At 61.1% G+C, this 20,717-nt stretch carries 20 protein-coding genes; 5 read left to right on the top strand and 15 right to left on the bottom strand.

Features of this window, described 5'->3' with window-relative positions:
* Positions 1–4 precede the first annotated feature (4 nt).
* Positions 5–232, top strand: coding sequence for a ParD-like family protein (locus V9L13_RS08930; RefSeq protein WP_003225727.1), 228 nt, complete (start codon positions 5–7; stop codon positions 230–232).
* Positions 229–1,020, top strand: coding sequence for a type I methionyl aminopeptidase (map, locus tag V9L13_RS08925; RefSeq protein WP_103486468.1), 792 nt, complete (start codon positions 229–231; stop codon positions 1,018–1,020). The genes V9L13_RS08930 and map overlap by 4 nt, the downstream gene beginning before the upstream one ends.
* Positions 1,021–1,151: 131 nt before the next feature.
* On the opposite strand, the gene V9L13_RS08920 is transcribed toward map, so the two are convergent.
* From V9L13_RS08920 to ribBA, 5 genes are all read right to left on the bottom strand, one after another.
* Positions 1,152–2,306, bottom strand: coding sequence for an ABC transporter ATP-binding protein (locus tag V9L13_RS08920; protein ID WP_338802240.1), 1,155 nt, complete (start codon positions 2,304–2,306; stop codon positions 1,152–1,154).
* Positions 2,307–2,323: 17 nt separating this feature from the next.
* Complete coding sequence (locus V9L13_RS08915) at positions 2,324–3,133, bottom strand: ABC transporter permease (protein WP_338802239.1); 810 nt, start codon at positions 3,131–3,133, stop codon at positions 2,324–2,326.
* Between the two features lie 6 nt (positions 3,134–3,139).
* The gene (locus V9L13_RS08910) at positions 3,140–4,084 is read right to left on the bottom strand and encodes an ABC transporter permease (RefSeq protein ID WP_003225721.1); all 945 of its coding nucleotides are present in this window, start codon (positions 4,082–4,084) and stop codon (positions 3,140–3,142) included.
* Positions 4,081–5,106, bottom strand: coding sequence for an ABC transporter substrate-binding protein (locus V9L13_RS08905; protein ID WP_003225720.1), 1,026 nt, complete (start codon positions 5,104–5,106; stop codon positions 4,081–4,083). The genes V9L13_RS08910 and V9L13_RS08905 overlap by 4 nt, the downstream gene beginning before the upstream one ends.
* A gap of 321 nt (positions 5,107–5,427) precedes the next feature.
* On the bottom strand, positions 5,428–6,537 hold the full coding sequence (gene ribBA, locus V9L13_RS08900) for a bifunctional 3,4-dihydroxy-2-butanone-4-phosphate synthase/GTP cyclohydrolase II (RefSeq protein ID WP_041062555.1): 1,110 nt from the start codon (positions 6,535–6,537) through the stop codon (positions 5,428–5,430).
* Positions 6,538–6,605: 68 nt separating this feature from the next.
* Here ribBA and V9L13_RS08895 point away from each other — a divergent pair, with 68 nt between their 5' ends.
* Positions 6,606–6,902: a DUF1330 domain-containing protein gene (locus V9L13_RS08895; protein WP_338802238.1), complete on the top strand. Its 297-nt coding sequence runs from the start codon at positions 6,606–6,608 to the stop codon at positions 6,900–6,902.
* 124 nt (positions 6,903–7,026) lie between these two features.
* Here the strand turns inward: V9L13_RS08895 and V9L13_RS08890 are convergent, their stop codons facing one another.
* From V9L13_RS08890 to V9L13_RS08860, 7 genes are all read right to left on the bottom strand, one after another.
* Positions 7,027–7,590 carry an NUDIX hydrolase gene (locus V9L13_RS08890; RefSeq protein WP_338802237.1) on the bottom strand — a complete coding sequence of 188 codons (564 nt, stop codon included), beginning with the start codon at positions 7,588–7,590 and terminating at the stop codon, positions 7,027–7,029.
* A gap of 1 nt (position 7,591) precedes the next feature.
* Complete coding sequence (locus V9L13_RS08885) at positions 7,592–8,344, bottom strand: GntR family transcriptional regulator (protein WP_045122494.1); 753 nt, start codon at positions 8,342–8,344, stop codon at positions 7,592–7,594.
* Between the two features lie 58 nt (positions 8,345–8,402).
* The gene (locus V9L13_RS08880) at positions 8,403–8,792 is read right to left on the bottom strand and encodes a carboxymuconolactone decarboxylase family protein (protein WP_003225716.1); all 390 of its coding nucleotides are present in this window, start codon (positions 8,790–8,792) and stop codon (positions 8,403–8,405) included.
* A gap of 135 nt (positions 8,793–8,927) precedes the next feature.
* Positions 8,928–9,413, bottom strand: a complete 486-nt coding sequence (locus V9L13_RS08875; RefSeq protein ID WP_103521806.1) for a flavin reductase family protein — start codon at positions 9,411–9,413, stop codon at positions 8,928–8,930.
* A 12-nt stretch (positions 9,414–9,425) separates the two neighbouring features.
* Positions 9,426–10,907 (bottom strand): aldehyde dehydrogenase, encoded by a 1,482-nt coding sequence (locus V9L13_RS08870; protein WP_103484452.1) that lies wholly within the window; start codon positions 10,905–10,907, stop codon positions 9,426–9,428.
* On the bottom strand, positions 10,904–11,737 hold the full coding sequence (locus V9L13_RS08865; protein WP_338802236.1) for an alpha/beta fold hydrolase: 834 nt from the start codon (positions 11,735–11,737) through the stop codon (positions 10,904–10,906). Before V9L13_RS08865 ends, V9L13_RS08870 begins: the two co-directional genes overlap by 4 nt.
* 31 nt (positions 11,738–11,768) lie before the next feature.
* A complete protein-coding gene (locus V9L13_RS08860; protein WP_338802235.1) occupies positions 11,769–12,359 on the bottom strand; it encodes an amino acid synthesis family protein in 591 nt (196 codons plus the stop codon).
* A gap of 462 nt (positions 12,360–12,821) precedes the next feature.
* Here V9L13_RS08860 and V9L13_RS08855 point away from each other — a divergent pair, with 462 nt between their 5' ends.
* Positions 12,822–13,865, top strand: a complete 1,044-nt coding sequence (locus V9L13_RS08855; protein ID WP_003225711.1) for a YCF48-related protein — start codon at positions 12,822–12,824, stop codon at positions 13,863–13,865.
* Positions 13,862–16,246, top strand: coding sequence for an RND family transporter (locus V9L13_RS08850; RefSeq protein WP_338802234.1), 2,385 nt, complete (start codon positions 13,862–13,864; stop codon positions 16,244–16,246). Before V9L13_RS08855 ends, V9L13_RS08850 begins: the two co-directional genes overlap by 4 nt.
* Positions 16,247–16,304: 58 nt before the next feature.
* Here V9L13_RS08850 and V9L13_RS08845 read toward each other — a convergent pair whose 3' ends face one another.
* From V9L13_RS08845 to V9L13_RS08835, 3 genes are all read right to left on the bottom strand, one after another.
* Complete coding sequence (locus V9L13_RS08845) at positions 16,305–17,510, bottom strand: ISL3 family transposase (RefSeq protein WP_338802233.1); 1,206 nt, start codon at positions 17,508–17,510, stop codon at positions 16,305–16,307.
* A gap of 357 nt (positions 17,511–17,867) precedes the next feature.
* Entirely contained in the window at positions 17,868–18,587 is a 720-nt protein-coding gene (locus V9L13_RS08840; protein ID WP_041062520.1) for a FadR/GntR family transcriptional regulator, read from the bottom strand.
* 223 nt (positions 18,588–18,810) lie between these two features.
* Positions 18,811–20,547, bottom strand: coding sequence for an IlvD/Edd family dehydratase (locus V9L13_RS08835; RefSeq protein WP_338802231.1), 1,737 nt, complete (start codon positions 20,545–20,547; stop codon positions 18,811–18,813).
* Between the last annotated feature and the right edge of the window lie 170 nt (positions 20,548–20,717).

The following is a 20,717-nucleotide window of genomic DNA, read 5'->3' as shown; positions in this document are numbered from 1 at the left end:
GGATATGGGCATCGTAAAGATTTCAGAAGACATGCACGAGAACCTGCGCATCTCCAGCAACGCACTCAGCCGCTCGATCAACGCGCAGGCCGAGCACTGGATGCGCATCGGCATGCTCGCCGAGCTGCACCCCAACCTCGACCACAGCGCCATTTGCCGCTTGCTGATCCGCGCCGAACAGAACGGCGGGCTGGATCTGCATCAACTGACTCAGGAAGCCGTCAGCGCATGAGAAACCAGATCAAGATCAATACCCCCGCCGAAATCGCCCAGTCCCGTGCTGCCGGCAAGCTGGCCGCCGACGTGCTGGCGATGCTGGTGCCGCACGTCAAGGCCGGGGTGACTACCGATGAGCTGGATCGGTTGTGCAACGACTACATCGTCAACGTGCAGAAAGCGATTCCGGCCAACGTCGGTTATCACGGCTTCCCGAAAACCGTCTGCGCCTCGGTCAACGATGTGGTGTGCCACGGCATCCCGTCGGGCACGCCGCTGAAGGATGGCGACATCGTCAACCTCGACATCGCGGTAATCAAGGATGGCTGGTTCGGCGACACCAGCCGCATGTACGTGGTCGGCGAGGCGACGCCTGAAGCACAACACCTGATCAAAACCACCTACGACGCGATGTGCGCGGGCATCCGCATGGTGCGTCCGGGCGCGACACTGGGCGACATCGGTCATGCGATCCAGAGCCTGGCGGAGAGCGAAGGTTTCAGCGTGGTGCGCGAGTATTGCGGGCATGGCATTGGCAAGGTGTATCACGATGAACCGCAGATCCTGCATTACGGCTTTCCCAATCAGGGCATGAAGCTCAAGGCGGGGATGATCTTCACCGTCGAACCCATGCTCAATGCCGGCAAGCGCCATGTGAAGAACATGCCGGACGGCTGGACGGTGCTGACCAAGGATGGCTCGCTGTCGGCGCAGTGGGAGCATATGGTCGCGGTGACGGAGACGGGTTTTGAAATCCTGACGGCGTGGCCGGATCAGATTGAAGGATTTGCACCGATTAACTAAGCGCCACAAAAAACTGTGGGAGCGGGCTTGCTCGCGAAGACGGTGTGTCATTCAACATAAACAGTGACTGACACACCGTCTTCGCGAGCAAGCCCGCTCCCACAAGGGGATTTGCGGGGTTACCGAGATCCTCAGTGGGCGCCGGCGGCTTTGTTGAGGTCGCTGTCGGTCCATTCGGTGTAGACGCAGGCGTCCGCCGTCGCCCAGCGCACTCGCACCGGTTCGCCAGCCTTGAGCGGCATGCCCGCCGCCGACAGCGCTTTAACCGTCATCGAAGTACCGCCCGACGTCACCACGCTGCAGGTCTGGCTTTCGCCGAGAAACAGCACCTCCACGACCTTGGCCGACACTTCATTCCAACCCGCTGCCAACGGCTCCTCGCTCGCCTGCTGTACGCTCAGCGCCACAGCCTTTTCCGGCCGCACCATCAGCAGCACATCCTGCTCGGTGTGCAAGCCGGCGGTCAGGCGAATCGACAACGACTGCCCCTCAAAGCTCGCCGCCGCATTGCCTTGCGCCTTGAGCTTGAGGAAGTTCGAGTTGCCGAGGAACGACGCGACAAACGCATTCGGCGGGTTCTGATACAGGTCATAACCGCTGCCCAAACCAACAATCTTGCCGTGACTGAAAATCGCGATGCGCTGCGACAGACGCATCGCTTCTTCCTGATCGTGGGTGACGTAGACGATGGTGATGCCCAGGCGCCGATGCAGCTGGCGCAGTTCATCCTGCAAGTCTTCACGCAGTTTTTTATCCAGCGCGCCGAGCGGTTCGTCCATCAGCAGGATGCGTGGCTCATAGACCAGCGCCCGGGCGATGGCGACGCGTTGCTGTTGTCCGCCAGACAACTGCGAAGGGCGGCGATGGGCGAATTGTTCGAGCTGCACCAGTTTCAACATCGCATCGACACGCTTGTCACGTTCGGCGGCAGCGAGTTTGCGAATCGCCAACGGGAAAGCGATGTTGTCGCGCACCGACAGATGCGGGAACAGCGAATAGCGCTGGAACACCATGCCGATGTCGCGTTTGTGCGGCGGCACGTTGACCAGCGACTGACCGTTGACCAGGATCTCGCCGCTGCTCGGGGTTTCGAACCCGGCGAGCATCGACAGCGTGGTGCTTTTGCCCGAGCCGCTGGAACCGAGGAAGGTCAGGAACTCGCCGTCCTTGATGTCCAGCGAGATGTTGTCGACGGCGGCAAAGTCGCCGTAGTGCTTGTTCAGATTGCGCAGGCTGACCAGGGGTTTGTCGTTCTGCTGGGATGCGTCTTTGATCACGGCACTCATGTCGTACTCCTGGGCGCTCAGGCGCTGATTTCGTTGCGCCGGCGCAGCGCGGCGGCGATCACCATGACCAACACCGACAGGCCGATCAGCAGCGTCGAAGCGACGGCGATCACCGGGGTCAGGTCCTGGCGCAGGGTGGTCCACATTTTCACGGGAAGGGTTTGCAGGGTCGGACTGGCCATCATCACGCTGAGCACCACTTCGTCCCACGAAACCAGAAAGGCGAAGAGGGCGCCGGCGACCATGCCCGGGCGGATCGCCGGAAAGGTCACCTTGAACACCGCTTGCAGGCGTGAGGCGCCGCAGATCACCGCCGCGTCTTCAATCGACTGATCGAACAGCTTCAGCGAGTTGATGATCGAGATGATGGTGAACGGCAGCGCGACGATCACATGGCTGACCACGAAGGCGAACAGGGTCCCGGTGTAACCGAGCTTGAGAAACAGCGCGTACACCGCCACCGCGATGATCACCAGCGGCACGATCATCGGCAGGGTGAACAGACCGTAAAGCATTTCCCGGCCGGGGAAGCGTCCGCGCACCAGAGCAAACGCGGTTGGCAAACCGAGGGCCACGGCGCAGATCGTGGTCAGCACGGCAACCTTGAGGCTGGCCGCAGCGGCGTTCATCCAGTCGGCGTTGGAGAAGAACTGGCCGTACCATTTCAGCGTCCAGCCCGGCGGCGGGAACACCAGCCACTGCGACGAACCGAACGACAGCAGGACGATGAACACGATCGGCAACAGCAGGAACAAGCCGATCAGGCCGGTGGTGGCGTAGAGCCCGAAACGCATCCGGCGGTTCATGGCATTGGGAGTCAGGAGCATCTCGGCTTACCTCGCGTTGCTGGCGCCAACCGGGGATTCCGGCTGAAGCTTCAGGTAGAAGTAGAACAGCACCAGGGTGATCGCGATCAGCAACGCGGCGCCGGCACTGGCCAGGCCCCAGTTGAGGAACGATTGCACCTGCTGAATGATGAACTCCGGCAGCATCATGTTCTGCGCCCCGCCGAGCAGCGCCGGGGTGACGTAGTACCCGAGCGACATCACGAACACCATCAACCCGCCGGATGCCAGACCCGGCCGGCACAGCGGCAGGAACACCCGGAAGAAATTGGTCCAGGGACTCGCGCCGCAGATCGAGCCGGCCTGCAGGATCATCGGGTCGATGGCCTGCATGGTCGCCTGCAACGGCAGGACGATGAACGGGATCATGATGTAACTCATGCCGATCACCACGCCGGTCAGGTTGTGCACCATTTCCAGCGGCTGATCGATGATCCCCAGCGCCATCAGCGCCTTGTTGATCACGCCCGAGGCTTGCAGCAGCACCAGCCACGAATAGGTGCGGGCGAGCAGGCTGGTCCACATCGACAGCAACACGATGTTGAGAATCCAGCGGCCCCAGCCGCGCGGTACCAGGGTGATCGCCCAGGCCAGCGGAAAGCCCAGCAACAGGCTGAAAATCGTTACCAGTCCGGCCACCGAAAAGGTGTTGAGCAGCACCCGTGCATACGCCGAGTTGGCGAACAGTTGTTCATAGTTGCCAAGGCCCGGGGTCGGTTCCAGCACGCCGCGCAACAGCAGGCCAATCAACGGCGCGAGAAAGAACAGGCCGAGGAACAGCAGTGCCGGGACGAGGTTGCCGGCGCCGCGCCAGCGTTGTCTGAGGGACGGGGCTTGCGCCATTGCACTCGCCTTGCCTGTGGCCGGACCGGCAGCGCTCGTGGCGCTCCCGGTGGCAGTGGAGGGACGGGACGCGGTGGCCGCCATTTTCATTTGACCAGCCATTCGTTCCACCGTGTCGCGATGGCTTGACCGTTCTTGGCCCAGTACGCGAAATCAAGAGTGATCTGATCCTTAGCGTAGGCAGTCGGCAGGTTCGGGGCCAGCACCGAGTCCAGGCGCGCCACGCTGTCGACGTTGACCGGGGCGTAGGCGGTCAGGTTGGAGAAGTCGGCCTGGCCTTTGGCACTGCTGGCATTGGCCAGGAACTTCATCGCCGCGTCCTTGTTTTTCGAGCCTTTTGGAATCACCAGAATGTCGGCCATGACCAGGTTCTGTTTCCAGCTCACGCCGACGGGGGCGCCGTCTTCCTGCAGGGCGTGAATGCGGCCGTTCCAGAACTGGCCCATGCTCGCTTCACCGGAGGCCAGCAGTTGCTGCGACTGCGCGCCGCCGCCCCACCAGACGATGTCTTTCTTGATGGTGTCGAGTTTCTTGAAGGCGCGATCAAGGTCCAGCGGGTAGAGCTTGTCGGCCGGCACGCCGTCGGCCAGCAGCGCCAGTTCGAGCACGCCGGGGCTTGGCCATTTGTACAGGGCGCGTTTGCCGGGGTAGGTCTTGGTGTCGAACAGCGCGGTCCAGTCTTGCGGCTTGGCCGCGCCGAGCTTGCCTTCGTTGTAGCCGAGGACGAAGGAGAAGAAGAACGAGCCGACGCCGTAATCGCTGACGAAACGCGGGTCGATCTTGTCGCGCTGAATGACTTTGAAGTCGAGGGGTTCGAGCAGGCCTTCGGCCGCGGCGCGCAGGGCGAAATCGGCTTCGACATCGACCACGTCCCATTGCACGTTGCCGCTTTCGACCATGGCCTTGAGTTTGCCGTAGTCGGTCGGGCCGTCCTGCACCACGGTGATGCCGCTGGCTTTGCTGAACGGATCGGCCCAGGCCTGTTTCTGCGCATCCTGGGTGCTACCGCCCCAGCTGACGAAGTTCACGCTTTCGGCGGCCATTGCAGCCTGGCCGGTCACGCTCAGCAGTCCCGCAAAAAGGATTGCGGTTGCAGCTTTGTTCAACACCATTTTCACGCCCTCATTGTTGTGTTTTTGAGCGGGCTTGCGTTGTTGCCCGCCTGTCGGGAGCAGTAGCCGGACGGTTTTTCAGGTCGCTCGGTCTATGGAATATCATATTATGGTATTCCAAACTTTGTGCAAGCACTTTGCCTTACCGGTTATCTGGCGGAGCCATTTTTTGTCGTTCGAGGAAATGGGGCTGAAACGCAAAACCCCTTGTGGGAGCGGGCTTGCTCGCGAATGCGTTGGGTCATTCAACATTGATGTCGACTGATACGGCGCCTTCGGGAGCAAGCCCCCTCCCACAGGGGAGCGTGGTGTTCTGTGGAGTTATTCGCTGAAGGGGATACTCTCTACCACCTCCAGGTCATACCCGGTCAGCCCCGCATATTTGAGTGGCGGCCCCAGATGCCGCAGCTTGCCCACCCCCAGGTTCTGCAGAATCTGCGCCCCGGTACCGACCTCCGAATAAATCCGCGATTGCGAACGACTGAACTGTCGCGGCGGCTGGGTCAATTGCGGCACGCGCTCCAGCAGCGCCTGGGACGATTCATGATTGGCCAACACCACCACAACCCCGTGCCCTTCAGCCGCGACCCGCTGCAGCGCCGCCCACAGCGTCCAGTTGCTCGGCCCGCTGTATTCGGCGCCGACCAGATCACGCAGCGGATCGATCACATGCACGCGCACCAGCGTCGGCTCTTCGCGACGCAGATCGCCCATGACCATCGCCATGTGCACGCCACCCTCGATGCGGTCTTCGAAAGTGATCAAACGGAAAGTGCCATGCACCGTCGGCAGTTCACGCTCGCCGATGCGTTCAATGGTGTGCTCGGTGCTCAGACGGTAGTGGATCAGGTCAGCGATGGTGCCGATCCTGATCCCGTGCTTGCGCGCAAACACTTCCAGATCGGGCCGGCGAGCCATGGTGCCGTCATCGTTCATCACCTCGACGATCACCGAGGCCGGGGTGAAACCGGCGAGGCGCGCCAGATCGCATCCGGCCTCGGTGTGGCCGGCGCGGGTCAGCACGCCGCCTTCCTTGGCGCGCAGCGGGAAGATGTGCCCGGGTTGCACCAGGTCTTCAGCACGGGCGTCTTTCGCCACCGCGGCAGCGACCGTTCGCGCGCGGTCAGCCGCAGAGATGCCGGTGGTGACGCCGACTGCCGCTTCAATCGACACGGTAAACGCGGTGCTGAACACGCTGCCGTTGCTCGGCACCATTTGCTCAAGGCCCAGGCGCTGGCAGTGTTCGTCGGTCAGTGTCAGGCAAATCAGCCCGCGCGCCTCACGCGCCATGAAGCTGATCGCCTCGGGTGTGCAGCAGTCGGCGGCCAGCAGCAGGTCGCCTTCGTTTTCCCGATCTTCGTCATCGACCAGCAGGACCATTTTGCCGAGGCGATAATCTTCGAGGATTTCTTCGATGCTGTTGAAGGCCATGCTGGACTCTCAGGGTTTGTTGGAAATATATTGGTATACCATAATACAAAATCAACAAAGAGGTCACTATGAAGGCGTACTGGATTGCCCACGTGGATGTCGACGATGCCGAGCACTACAGCCAATACACCCAGCGCGCACCGAAGGCGTTTGCCGAATTCGGCGCCAAGTTTCTGGCCAGGGGCGGGCGCAGCCAGGCGGTGGAGGGCAGGGCTACGCCTCAGCGTAGCGTGGTGATCGAGTTCGAGAGCTACGAGCAGGCGCTGGCGTGCTACCACTCGGCGGCGTATCAGGAGGCGAAACGTTATCGCGAGGAATGGGCGAGGGCGGAGATCGTCATTGTCGAGGGCATTGCTCCACTTTAAGCAACATCCCAAATCCCCTGTGGGAGCGGGCTTGCTCGCGAAGGCGTCGTGTCAGTCGATAGAAATGTTGAATGATTGACCGCATTCGCGAGCAAGCCCGCTCCCACAGGGGCGTCGGTGATCGTTAGCGGATAAAGTGGATTTTCCCGCTGTCATCATTGCCCATATAGATCCCATACACCCCGGCCTGACGCTCCTCGATATAGCGCTCGAGGATCTGCCGGATCGCCGGGTAATAGATCTTGTCCCACGGAATGTCTTCGGGGGCGAAGAACTTGTAGTCCATGGTCTCAGGGCCGAACTGGCCGGTGATCTCCAGCGCGAGGGCGCGGAAGATGATGTACACCTCGCTGATCTTCGGCACGCTGAAAATCGAGTAGGGCGAGACGATTTCCGCGCGCACGCCGCTTTCTTCCCAGACTTCACGCAGCGCCGCCTGCTCGGTGGTTTCGCCGCTTTCCATGAAGCCGGCCGGCAGTGTCCAGGTGCCCGGACGCGGGGGGATCGCCCGTTGGCACAAGAGGTATTTGCCGTCCTGCTCGATAATGCAGCCGGCGATGATCTTCGGATTGACGTAGTGGATGTAGCCGCAGCCGCGGCACATCAGGCGCTCGTGCGTATCGCCCGGCGGTACCTGCTGACCGAGGTCAGGGCCACCGCATTTCGGGCAAAAGCTCGGGCTGAACATGTCAGTGACCTATGCGCGGTTCTTTCAGCGCGATCGGCAGGGTGATGTTCGGCGTCGCGCCGGTCTCTTCCTGTTTGCGCTTGAGGTAATCGAGGGCCACGGCGGCCGCGGCGCGCACGTGATCGACGCAGGCCTGATGCGCCGCCAGCGCATCACCGCTCTTGATCGCCTCGACCATCTTTTCCATTTCCTGATTACTCGCGCCGCGACGGTTTTCCTGGGACACCGAAGTCGCCCGCAGGTAGCTGATGCGTGCCTGCAACTGGCGCAGTTGAGTGGCCGCGACATGGTTGCCCGAGCCTTCGAGCAGCACGTCGTAGAAACCCTGCACCGAGTCGATCACCTGTTGCAGTTCGCCGTCCTTGAGTGCCTTGCGGTTCTCGTCGAGGGCTTTTTCCAGGGCCTTGATGTCCTTGGCCTTGGCGCGCAGGGTGAACAACTGGACGATCAGGCCTTCGAGCACGCAGCGCAGCTCGTAGATGTCGACCGCATCGGCGAGGGTGATGATCGCCACCCGTGGGCCTTTGGCATCGGCGAACTCGACCAGACCTTCGGACTCCAGGTGACGCAAGGCTTCGCGCACCGATGTACGGCTGACACCGAGGCGATCGCACAGATCGCGCTCCACCAGACGATCACCGGGCATGAGCTGGAAATTCATGATCGCGCTACGCAGTTTATCCAGCACGATTTCGCGCAGGGTAACGGGGTTGCGATTGACCTTGAAGCTGTCGTCGAGTGGCTGGCGTTTCATGGGGTCCGCTCTTTACTGTGGCTGTCCATGCCAGACGGGCATCAAAACAGCCGAGGGGTTAACTGGAGGCCTCGGCGTCGGCTTCGGCGAAGGCTTCACGGGCGAGCCGGAAACTGTCCACGGCTGCCGGGACGCCGCAATAAATACCGACCTGAAGCAGAATTTCGCGTATTTGCTCACGACTCAGGCCGTTACGCAAGGCGCCGCGCACATGCAGCTTGAGTTCGTGCGGGCGGTTGAGCGCCGAGATCATCGCCAGGTTGATCATGCTGCGCTCCTTGAGCGACAAACCCTCACGCCCCCAGACATGGCCCCAGCAGTATTCGGTGACCATCTCCTGCAATGGACGGGTGAAGTCGTCGGCGTTCTCTATTGAACGCTGCACGTAGGCTTCGCCCAGCACCTGGGTGCGGATCTTCAGGCCTTTTTCGTACTTGTCATTACTCATCATTCCTCCTGTCACCCTGGTTCTCCTTGTGGGAGCGGGCTTGCTCGCGAAGGCGTCGTGTCAGTCGACATCAATGTTGAATGATCCACCGCATTCGCGAGCAAGCCCGCTCCCACATGGGGACGTGTGTATCCATCAGGACAATGTCGGCAAAGGTCCGAGCTTGCCCTTGTGATAAATCATCGGCGTCACCGGCTGTTCGGGCAGAATCAGGTTCTTCACCGCGCCTACGATGATCGCGTGATCACCACCGTCGTATTCACGCCACAACTCGCACTCGATGATCGCCGTGGCCTTGGCGAGGATCGGGTTACCGAGTTCGCTCAAATGCCACTCGATGTGCTTGGCCTTGTCCTTGCCTTTACCGGCGAAAGCGTAGGCCTCGGCGGTCTGGTCGGCGGACAGCAAATGGATTGCGAATTTCTTGCTGTCGCGCAGCACCGGGTAGGTGTCGGAAGCGTAGTTGGGGCAGAACAGCACCAGCGCCGGATCAATCGACAGCGCGCTGAAGGCGCTGGCGGTGATGCCGACGATGGCGCCCTCCGGGTCGAGGGTGGTGACCACCGTGACCCCGGACGGAAACGAGCTCATGACGTCTTTGTAAATGCCGGGTTCGATCATGTCGCAGGACTCCTAGCGCATCACAAACGGATCAGGCATCGGGGCCTGAGAGAGATTGATCCACACCGTTTTCAGTTCGGTGTAGGCCAGCACCGAATCGATGCCGCTTTCGCGTCCATAGCCACTGTTCTTGAAGCCGCCGATCGGCGCCATCGCCGACACTGCACGGTAGGTATTGACCCAGATGATCCCCGAACGCACGTCGCGCGCCAGGCGATGGGCACGGCCCAGATCGCGGGTCCAGATGCCGGCGGCGAGGCCGAACTGCGAATCGTTGGCGATTGCCAGCGCCTCGGCCTCGTCTTTAAAGCGAATCACTGAAGCCACCGGGCCGAAGACCTCTTCCTGCATGATCTTCATCGAGTTGCGGTCGCACTCGAACAGCGTCGGCTCGTAGAACCAGCCGTCACCCAGATCCGCCGGACGCTTGCCGCCGGTGCGCAACCGCGCACCTTCAGCGATGGCATCGGCCACCAGACCTTCGACCACCGCCAGTTGCTGCGCAGTAGCCATCGGACCCATTTCGCTGTGGTCCTCCTGCGGGTTGCCGATGCGGATGCGCTGGGCGCGTTCGACCAGGCGGTTGACGAACTCGTCGTAGATTTCGTCCTGCACCAGCAGGCGTGAGCCGGACACGCAACTCTGACCGGAGGCCGCATAAATCCCGGCGATTGCGCCGTTGATCGCGCTGTCCAGATCGGCGTCGGCGAAGATGATGTTCGGCGACTTGCCGCCCAGTTCCAGCGACAGTTTGGCGAAGTTTTCGGCGCTGCTGCGCACCACGTGCCGGGCCGTGGCCGCGCCGCCGGTGAAGGCGATCTTGCGGATCAGCGGATGGCGGGTGAGGGCGGCGCCGGTGCTCGGGCCGTAACCGGTGACGACGTTGACCACGCCCGGCGGAATCCCGGCTTCCAGCGCCAGTCGCGCCAGCTCAAGGATGGTCGCCGAAGCGTGTTCGGACGGCTTGATCACAATGGTGTTGCCGGCGGCGAGGGCCGGGGCCAGTTTGATCGCGGTCAGGTACAGCGGGCTGTTCCACGGAATGATCGCGGCGACCACACCCATCGCTTCGTGCACGGTGTAGGCAAACAGGTCGGGCTTGTCCAGCGGCAGGGTGCCGCCTTCAAGCTTGTCGGCCAAGCCTGCGGTGTAGTGGAAGAACTCCGGCAGATAACCGACCTGACCACGGGTTTCGCGGATCAGTTTGCCGTTGTCGCGGCTTTCCAGCTGCGCCAGTTGTTCCTTGTTGTCCGCGATCAGGTCACCGAGACGCCGCAGCAGCTTGCCGCGAGCGGTGGCGGTGAGGCCGCGCCAGGCCGGGCTGTCGAATGCCGTTTGTGCGGCTTGCACGGCGCGTTCGACATCGGCTTCATCGGCGTCGGGCAGTTCGGCCCAGGCTTGCGCGCTGGCCGGGTTGAGGCTTTCGAAGGTCTTGCCGGAGAGGGCGTCGACCCATTCTCCGCCGATGCACATCTGGAAGCGTGCGAGTGTCATGCAACGATCCCCTTTATTTGATTTTGTCGGGAGTGTGCGAATTCGAGAAATTCCAGCAACGTCTGGTTGACCAGCCGCGGCGACTCTACCGGCATCATATGCCGTTGCTCGGGCAGCACCGCAACCTTCGCGCCGGGGATGCGTCGGGCCAGTTGCTCGGCCATTTCCGGGGTGGACCCGGGGTCGAGTTCGCCGGTGGCGATCAGCGTCGGCGCCTGAATGCTGCCGAGGTCGTCGGCGCGGTACATGTCCTGGGTCGCGAACAATTCGTAGGTGGTCAGGTAACCCTGCGGATCGTTGCCGGCCAGGGTCTGGCGAATGGCCGCGATCTGCGCCGGGTTGGCCGCCTGATATTCACGGCTGAACCAGCGTGACAGCGCCGCTTCGGCGTTGGCGTCCGGCCCGTGTTCGGCAGCTTGAGCGGTGCGTGCAATGACCCCGGCACGTTGCTCCTCGCTGCGGTTGAACACGCTGTTCAGTACCACCAGGCTTTGCAGGCGCTCCGGATAGTGCAGGGCAAACGCCCGCGCCACCAGCCCGCCCATGGAGAAACCGATCACCGCTGCATGGGGCAGATTCAGGTGATCGAGCAGCTCCAGCAACTGATCGGCATAACCGAGCAGGCCGGTGCCGCTGGCCGGGCGCGGGCTCGCGCCGTGGCCGAGCATGTCGTAGGCGATCACCTGGTATTGGGCAGACAGGCCAACGATCTGGCCGCCCCACATTTCTTTGTTCAGGCCCACGCCGTGGATCAAGACCACGGGCTGGCCTTGGCCGGTCGCCAGGTAACTGGTGCCAGCCGGGGTGAGTTCAGCGGTGAGCCGAATCATGGAGCGCTCCTGCAATGCCTTTTTATTGTGATTACTGGGCTTTTTCGGCGGCCAGTTCTTCCAGATCGATGTAGCGGTTGCCGATGCGCGGGTGCAAGCGACCACCGTCGGCGCAACCGAGCACCACGACGATTTCGTCGGCACGCGGCGCGTCTTCGATCTGCATTTCCAGAGTGATGTAGTGCGAGCGCTGGCCTTCGTCGTCCTTGTGCATCATCGGGATCTGAATCGAAGTGCCCGGGCCGCCGCGCTTGTTGGTGAAGCTCAGGTAGCTCTTGGCCTTGACCGCCTCGCGGTAGTGATTGCCGAAGCGCAGGGTGTGGATCACCGCTGAGGCGTGTTCGATTTCGCCGTCGGCGCCGACCACTGCAGCCTTGCCGTACGCCTCGATCTTGTCCGCACCGCCGATGATGCCCACCAGGCGCTCGACCATCATTGCGCCGAGGTCGAAGCAGTTGGCGCGGATCTGCGGTTTCAGATCCTCAACGAAACCGTTGCCGACCCACGGGTTTTTCATCACCACGGCCAGGCCGACCATGGTCACTGGCTTGTCAGTGGCCTTGCCGCCTTCGATGAAGGTTTCTTCGACATAGCTGACGATCTTGCGAATTTCGAAACTCATGAGCTGCTCCGTAGGGGATTAAGAGTGTCTGTGCGTCTGATGGTATACCATAATACCGATCGTGCAAGTCCCCCCCCGATAACTTTTGCCGCATCACTCCGGCGAATGGTCATGTATTCACCGCCAGCCCCAATCTCACAAACACCATTGAACCCTGTGGGAGGGGGCTTGCTCCCGAAAGCGGTGGATCAGTCGACATCTCTGGTGCCTGACACAACGCATTCGCGAGCAAGCCCGCTCCCACAGGGAAATTCCTTCGTTACAGGGGGCCGCTTTTGGTTAACAAAAGATAACGTGGCGCCGATTGTCAGACGTTTCCAAAGCCCGATAGGATGAGCCAGCTTCCCAAGGCGCTCTGGACTGCGGGTTTCACGGCTATGCTTGTGACCTGTCAGTCACCACGAGCACCCTTGCGGCGCCCTAAGGCCGAATGGCCTAACAATAATAAATAGGGGAAGGTCTATGAGTCGTTGCCGCCCGCCGGCGTTTCGCAACACCGCGTTGCTGGCCACAGCACTCACCCTGCTGGGCTGTGCTGCCTTGTCGGCACCCGTGCTGGCCGCTGAAGCGCCAGCCGACGGGGTGTATTCCACCGAATCGGCCAAAGCCGCAAAAAGCCTGATGCTCGATGTCGTCCACGCCGGCACCCGGTTGGTGGCGGTGGGTGATCGCGGGCACATTCTCTATTCCGACGACCAGGGCAAGACCTGGACCCAGGCCAAGGTGCCGACCCGGCAACTGCTGACGGCGGTGTATTTCGTCGACGACAAGCACGGCTGGGCGGTCGGCCACGACGCGCAGATCCTCGCCAGCGAAGACGGCGGCCTGACCTGGAGCAAACAGTTCGAAGACCTCAAGCGCGAAGCGCCGCTGCTTGACGTCTGGTTCCAGAACGTCAATCACGGTGTGGCGGTCGGTGCCTACGGCGCCCTGCTGGAAACCACCGACGGCGGCAAGAACTGGCAAGACGTCAGTGACCGCCTCGACAACCAGGACCAGTTCCACCTCAACGCCATCGCCGCCGTCAAGGACGCCGGGCTGTTCATCGTCGGCGAGCAGGGCAGCATGTTCCGTTCCCCGGACTGGGGCCAGACCTGGGAAAAGCTCCAGGGCCCGTATCAAGGCTCGCTGTTCGGTGTAATCGGCACCGCACAACCCCAGACTCTTCTGGCGTATGGCCTGCGCGGCAACCTCTATCGCTCCACCGACTTCGGCAGCACCTGGCAGCAGGTTGAACTCAAGGCCGCGCGCGGTGCGCTGGAGTTCGGTCTGTCCGGCGCGACCCTGCTTGCCGACGGCTCGATCGTGATCGTCGGCAACGGCGGCTCGGTCATCAGCAGCAGCGATAACGGCGAAACCTTCAGCGTGTTCAACCGCCCGGACCGCATCTCGCTGTCCTCGGTGACGGCGGCCGGCGACGGTAATCTGATTCTTACAGGGCAGGGCGGCGTGCACACCACGCAGCCAAACGGCGCCGAGATCAATAATAAGAAGGCGGGGCTATGACTTCCTTGAGCAATCATCATCAGGACAAGGCGACGTTCCTCGAACGTCTGATTTTCAACAACCGCCCGGCAGTGATCCTGATCTGCCTGGTGGTCAGCATCTTCCTGTTCTGGCAGGCCACGCTGATCCGGCCTTCCACCAGTTTCGAAAAAATGATTCCGCTCAAGCATCCGTTCATCGAGAAGATGATGGAGCACCGCAACGACCTGGCGAACCTGGGCAACACCGTGCGGATCTCGGTGGAAGCCACCGACGGCGACATCTTCTCCAAGGAGTACATGGAGACCCTGCGCCAGATCAACGACGAGGTGTTCTACATCTCCGGCGTCGACCGTTCCGGCCTCAAGTCGCTGTGGAGCCCGAGCGTACGCTGGACCGAAGTGACCGAAGAAGGCTTTGCCGGTGGTGAAGTGATCCCGCAGAGCTACGACGGCTCGCCGGAAAGCCTCGACATGTTGCGCAACAACGTCCTCAAGTCCGGGCAGGTCGGGCGTCTGGTGGCCAACGACTTCAAGTCGAGTATTGTCGACATCCCGCTGCTGGAGTCCTACCCGGATCCGCAGGATCAGGGCAAGCTGCTCGCGCTGGACTATCGCCAGTTCTCCCATGAACTGGAAGATAAGATCCGCAACAAGTTCGAAGCGCAGAACCCCAACGTCAAGATCCATATTGTCGGGTTCGCCAAGAAGGTCGGTGACCTGATCGACGGTCTGGTGATGGTGGTGATGTTCTTCGGCATCGCTTTCGTCATCACCCTGATCCTGCTGCTGTGGTTCACCAACTGCCTGCGCAGTACCGTGGCGGTGTTGAGCACCACACTGGTGGCGGTGGTCTGGCAGCTCGGGCTGATGCACTTCTTCGGTTTCGGACTCGATCCGTATTCGATGCTGGTGCCGTTCCTGATCTTCGCCATCGGCATTTCCCACGGTGTGCAGAAGATCAACGGGATCGCCCTGCAATCCAGCGAAGCCGATAACGCCTTGACGGCGGCGCGGCGCACTTTCCGGCAATTGTTCCTGCCGGGGATGATCGCGATTCTTGCCGACGCCGTGGGCTTCATCACGCTGCTGATCATCGACATCGGGGTGATCCGCGAACTGGCGATCGGCGCCTCCATCGGCGTGGCGGTGATCGTGTTCACCAACCTGATCCTGCTGCCGGTGGCGATTTCCTATGTCGGCATCAGCAAACGCGCGATTGCCAAGAGCAAGAAGGACGCGAATCGCGAACATCCGTTCTGGCGTTTCCTGTCGAACTTCGCCAGCCCGAAAGTCGCACCGATCTCCATCGCTCTGGCGCTGATCGCTTTCGGCGGCGGCCTCTGGTACAGCCAGAACCTGAAAATCGGCGACCTCGATCAAGGTGCGCCGGAGCTGCGCCCGGACTCGCGCTACAACAAGGACAACAACTTCATCATCAACAACTATTCCACCAGTTCCGATGTGCTGGTGGTGATGGTCAAGACCGCCACCGAAGGCTGCTCGCGCTACGAAGCCATGGCGCCGATCGATGAGCTGATGTGGAAGATGCAGAACACCGAGGGCGTGCAGTCGGCGATCTCGCTGGTAACCGTGTCCAAGCAGATGATCAAGGGCATGAACGAGGGCAACCTGAAATGGGAAACCCTGTCGCGCAACCCGGATGTGCTGAACAACTCGATCGCCCGCGCCGACGGCCTGTACAACAACAGCTGTTCGCTGGCGCCGGTATTGATCTTCCTCAACGACCACAAGGCCGAAACCCTCGACCGTGCGGTACACGCGGTGCAGGAATTCGCCAAGGCCAACAACAAGGACGGCCTGGAATTCATCCTCGCCGCCGGTAACGCCGGGATCGAGGCGGCCACCAACGAAGTGATCAAACAGGCCGAACTGACCATCCTGATCCTGGTGTACATCTGCGTCGCGGTGATGTGCATGATCACCTTCCGTTCATGGGCGGCGACCCTGTGCATCGTCCTGCCGCTGGTGCTGACCTCGGTGCTGGGCAACGCGCTGATGGCGTTCATGGGCATCGGCGTCAAGGTCGCGACCCTGCCGGTGGTGGCGCTGGGTGTGGGGATTGGCGTGGACTACGGGATCTACATCTACAGCCGTCTGGAGAGTTTCCTGCGCGCCGGGCTGCCGTTGCAGGAAGCCTATTACCAGACCCTGAAATCCACCGGTAAAGCGGTGCTGTTCACCGGTTTGTGCCTGGCCATCGGCGTGTGTACCTGGATCTTCTCGGCGATCAAGTTCCAGGCCGACATGGGCCTGATGCTGACCTTCATGTTGCTGTGGAACATGTTCGGTGCGCTGTGGCTGCTGCCGGCCCTGGCGAAGTTCTTGATCAAACCGGAAAAGCTGGCGGGGCAGAAGGGCAACTCGCTGTTTGCTCACTGATCCGGATGCCTGAAACGACGAAGCCGCAACCTTAGGGTTGCGGCTTTTTTATGGTTCATCACGGATTACCGGGAAAGACGCTCTTGATCTTCATGAAAAAGAATTCGCTATCCCGGTAACCGTACGCCATCCGCTTGATGACCTTTATTCGATTGTTTATTCCTTCCAACTGACCGGTGTGCATCGGCCAGCGAACCCGGCTCACGATGCCCCGCCAGTAACCCTTTAGCCGTGTGGCGAACTGGATCAGAGCTGGAATTTCGCTTTCATGCGCATGGCGCAGCCATTGCTTCCAGGCCGATCGCCAACCCCAGGCAGTACTCGGGGTCCAGAGTGTTTTGAGTTCAGCCTTCATCAAGTAGACCGTCATCAACGCTTGGTTGGCCGCCAGCAGATCCTCCAGGCGGACCTGTTGTTCCGGCGTTTTCAAGTTCTGCGGATTGCGCAGCAACAGCCATCGCGCCTGCTTGATGACCTTGCGGGCCGGCTTGTCGTGACGCAACCGGTTAGCCTCGTCAACGCGGACCCGATCAATCACCTCTCGGCCATATTTGGCCACTACATGGAAGAGGTCGTAGATCACTCGCGCGTTGGGACAGTGCTGGCGAACCTCCAGGTCAAAAGCGGTATTCATGTCCATCGCCACCGCTTCGATGCGTGCGCATCCCTCGGGCCCCAGCTCTTCGAAGAAGGGCCTGACCGCTGCTCGGCTGCGGCCCTCACCGATCCACAGCACGCGGCGTGTATCCGCATCCAGCACCACGCTGGCGTAACGATGACCTTTGAACAGGGCGAATTCGTCCATCACCAGACGTCGCGGTTGTGCCGTTGGCAAAATGCTCAACGCCGCTTGCAAAGCTCGACGCTCCAGCAACCGAACGGTGTCCCAATGCAGCCCAAACAGTTGAGCCACGTGCAGTGTGGGGAGGCGTTCGCAGGCCTGAATGACCGCCTCGGCCAAGCGCCGCGTCATGCGGGCATAACGGTCCAGCCAACTGACCGCCTCCATGCGTTTACCGCAGTCACGACAGCCAACCCGCCTGAGCAACACGCTGAGGCGCACCGCACGGCCGAGAATCGGCAAATCGCGGACGGTTCGCTCACAATACTCATGTGTGGTTGAACAGGGTTTCTGGCAGCCGCCACAGGAAGGAAATCGGGTGGCGTGGGGAATCAGTTCGATCTGTAGGGCGTCACCATCAGGCTTGATGTTGACGACAGAAAAGCCCTCCCAAAACGGAAGGAAAGTATTAATATCGCGCATAAGAACGCCGGTTTGTTAGATGTGTTTGCTCGCACGAACATCATCAATCAAATCGGCGTTCTTGTTTCTGTGTTTCCCGGGATTCCGTGAAGAACCTTTTTTATGAGTCAAGATCAAAAGCCCCTCACCCTAGCCCTCTCCCGGGGGGAGAGGGGACTGACCGAGGTGTGCGGCTTGATACATCGACCTGGAAATACCGAATCGATTATGGATTCACAGCAAATCATGAGATTTGAGATACCAGCCGATTATGGATTCAAAGCAAATCGTTCACGTCGGTGTAGGTCGTCAATATTCCCGGATCGGTCCCCTCTCCCTCGGGGAGAGGGCTAGGGTGAGGGCAAGCGGTCTCAAGGCTTACGAAAGATCCGCCCCAAGCACAACACTCAAGGCACTGCGCGCATCATCCAGCTGAACCAGCGTCGCGTGGCGGGCGCCAAGGGCATCACGGTTCTCGATCGCCGTAAGAATCGCCTTGTGCCGTGGCAGCGCCAGCTCATGCAAATTCGGCCGCTGGTTGGAATGCTTCAACGCCTCGGCAATCGCTACCGACAACATGTTGCACAGGTTCGCCAACAGATCGTTATGGGTCGCGTCGGCGATGCGGCTGTGGAAGTCCAGGTCCGGTTGCAGCAGGGCCTCCGGGGTCGGCGCGGCTTCCATGCGTTGATAGGCTTCGCCGATGGCGGCGATGTCGGCCTCGGTCGCGTGCTGAGCGGCGAGGGCGGCGGCTGCCGGTTCGATGATGCTGCGCACGCTGGTCAGCACATTGAAGAATTCATTCTGCGGGCTGCTTTGCATCAGCCAGTGCAGCACGTCCGGATCGAGCATGTGCCATTCACGTCGGGCCTTGACCACCGTGCCGACACGCGGTTTGGAGTACACCAGTCCCTTGGCCACCAGCACTCGCGTGGCTTCACGCAACACCGGGCGGCTGACCGCGTATTCCTCGCACAACAGCGCTTCGGCGGGCAGTTTGTCGTCGGGCAAAAAACGTCCGGAGACGATCTGCATGCCCAGTTCCTGGACAATGCGCGAGTGCATGCTTTTGCGGTCGGAAGGTTTGCGGTAATCCATGGGGAACGGCGCGATCCTGAGCGATGGAGATGCCGCGCATCATAGCAGGCACGACACTGTATTGAGGCAGACACAGTAGCCAAATGTGGGAGCGGGCTTGCTCGCGAAAGCGGAGTATCAGCCAAAGATATGGCGCTGACACTCCCTCTTCGCGAGCAAGCCCGCTCCCACAATGGGCATGCATTCCAAGGTAGGAGCTGCCGCAGGCTGCGATCTTTTGGTGTCAGTGGGAATGGCGCGGGACTTCAGCCCCTCGGCAGCCGACCAGGAAATCAAAGTCACAGCCCTGATCCGCCTGCAGCACATGGTCGATGTACAACTGACGATAGCCGCCGACCAACAGCTGCTGCGGTGGCTGCAGATCCGCCATGCGCGCCGCCAGTTCGGCATCCGGAATGTCCAGATGCAAACGCCCGCTGGCACAATCCAGCTCGATCCAGTCGCCTTCCTGCACCACCGCCAACGGCCCGCCGGCCGCCGCTTCCGGGGCAACGTGCAAAACCACCGTGCCATACGCGGTGCCGCTCATTCGCGCATCAGAAATGCGCACCATATCGGTCACGCCCTGAGCCAGCAGCTTGGCCGGCAGGCCCATGTTGCCCACCTCGGCCATGCCCGGATAACCCTTCGGCCCGCAGTTCTTCATCACCAGAATCGAATCTTTATCGACATCCAGTTCCGGATCATTGATCCGCGCCTTGTACATATCGAAGTTTTCAAACACCACCGCGCGACCCCGATGCTGCATCAATTCAGGCGTGGCGGCGGACGGTTTGAGCACCGCACCCAGCGGCGCCAGATTACCGCGCAACACGCAGATACCACCGTCGGCGCGGATCGGATTGTCGAGGGTTCGGATCACTTGGTCTTCGCCGTAGATCGGCGCGTTCTGGGTGTTCTCGCCCAGTGTCTTGCCGTTGACGGTCAGCGCGTCGGGATTGGGGATCAGATTGGCCTCGCCGAGACGCCGCAGCACCGCCGGCAAGCCCCCGGCGTAGTAAAACTCTTCCATCAGGAAACGCCCGGACGGTTGCAGGTCGACGATGGTCGGCATGCCGCGCCCGATGCGCGTCCAGTCGTCCAGATCCAGTTCAACGCCGATGCGACCGGCGATGGCTTTCAGGTGAATCACTGCGTTGGTCGAACCGCCAATAGCCGCGTTGACCCGAATGGCGTTTTCAAAGGCTTCCTTGGTCAGGATCTTCGACAGGCGCAAGTCTTCGCGCACCATCTCCACCGCGCGCATGCCGGACATGTGCGCCAACACATAACGCCGCGCATCGACTGCCGGAATCGCCGCGTTGTGCGGCAGGGACGTGCCCAGTGCTTCGGCCATGCAGGCCATGGTCGACGCGGTGCCCATGGTGTTGCAGGTGCCCGCCGAGCGCGACATGCCGCCCTCGGCCGCGAGGAAATCGTCGATGGTGATAGTGCCGGCCTTGACCTGTTCGCTGAGCTGCCAGACCACCGTGCCGGAGCCGATGTCCTTGCCCTTGTGCTTGCCGTTGAGCATCGGCCCGCCGGTGACGACGATCGCCGGCACATCGCAACTGGCCGCGCCCATCAGCAGCGCCGGAGTGGTTTTGTCGCAGCCGGTCAACAGCACCACGCCGTCAATCGGGTTGCCGCGAATCGCTTCTTCGACGTCCATGCTCGCCAGGTTGCGAGTGAGCATGGCGGTCGGGCGCAGGTTCGACTCGCCATTGGAGAACACCGGAAATTCCACCGGAAAACCGCCAGCCTCGATCACCCCGCGTTTGACGTGCTCCGCAATCTGGCGGAAATGCGCGTTGCACGGGGTCAGTTCCGACCAGGTGTTGCAGATGCCGATGATCGGCTTGCCGTGGAACTGGTGGTCGGCGATGCCCTGATTCTTCATCCAGCTGCGGTACATGAAGCCGTTCTTGTCGGCCGTGCCAAACCATTGGGCCGAGCGCAGGGTGGGTTTCTTCTCAGACATGATCGGTTCTCTTATTGTAAGACTATTGTTTGCGAGTCATGGCTAAACATAAGCGCAAAATCACCGCTTTGGAAGTGTTGTTGGGTAATTAGTATTACTATATAGTCGTTTTCGGTGGAGGGATTGGCCCTGGCGGTTTTCCGCGAGAGGCGTCCCCCGAGGTTCTATAA

The sequence above is a fragment of the Pseudomonas sp. RSB 5.4 genome (assembly GCF_037126175.1).
Lineage (GTDB): Bacteria > Pseudomonadota > Gammaproteobacteria > Pseudomonadales > Pseudomonadaceae > Aquipseudomonas > Aquipseudomonas fluorescens_H.
Note: the sequence above shows the minus strand (reverse complement) of the source record. Positions and strands in the feature narration are given on the sequence as shown.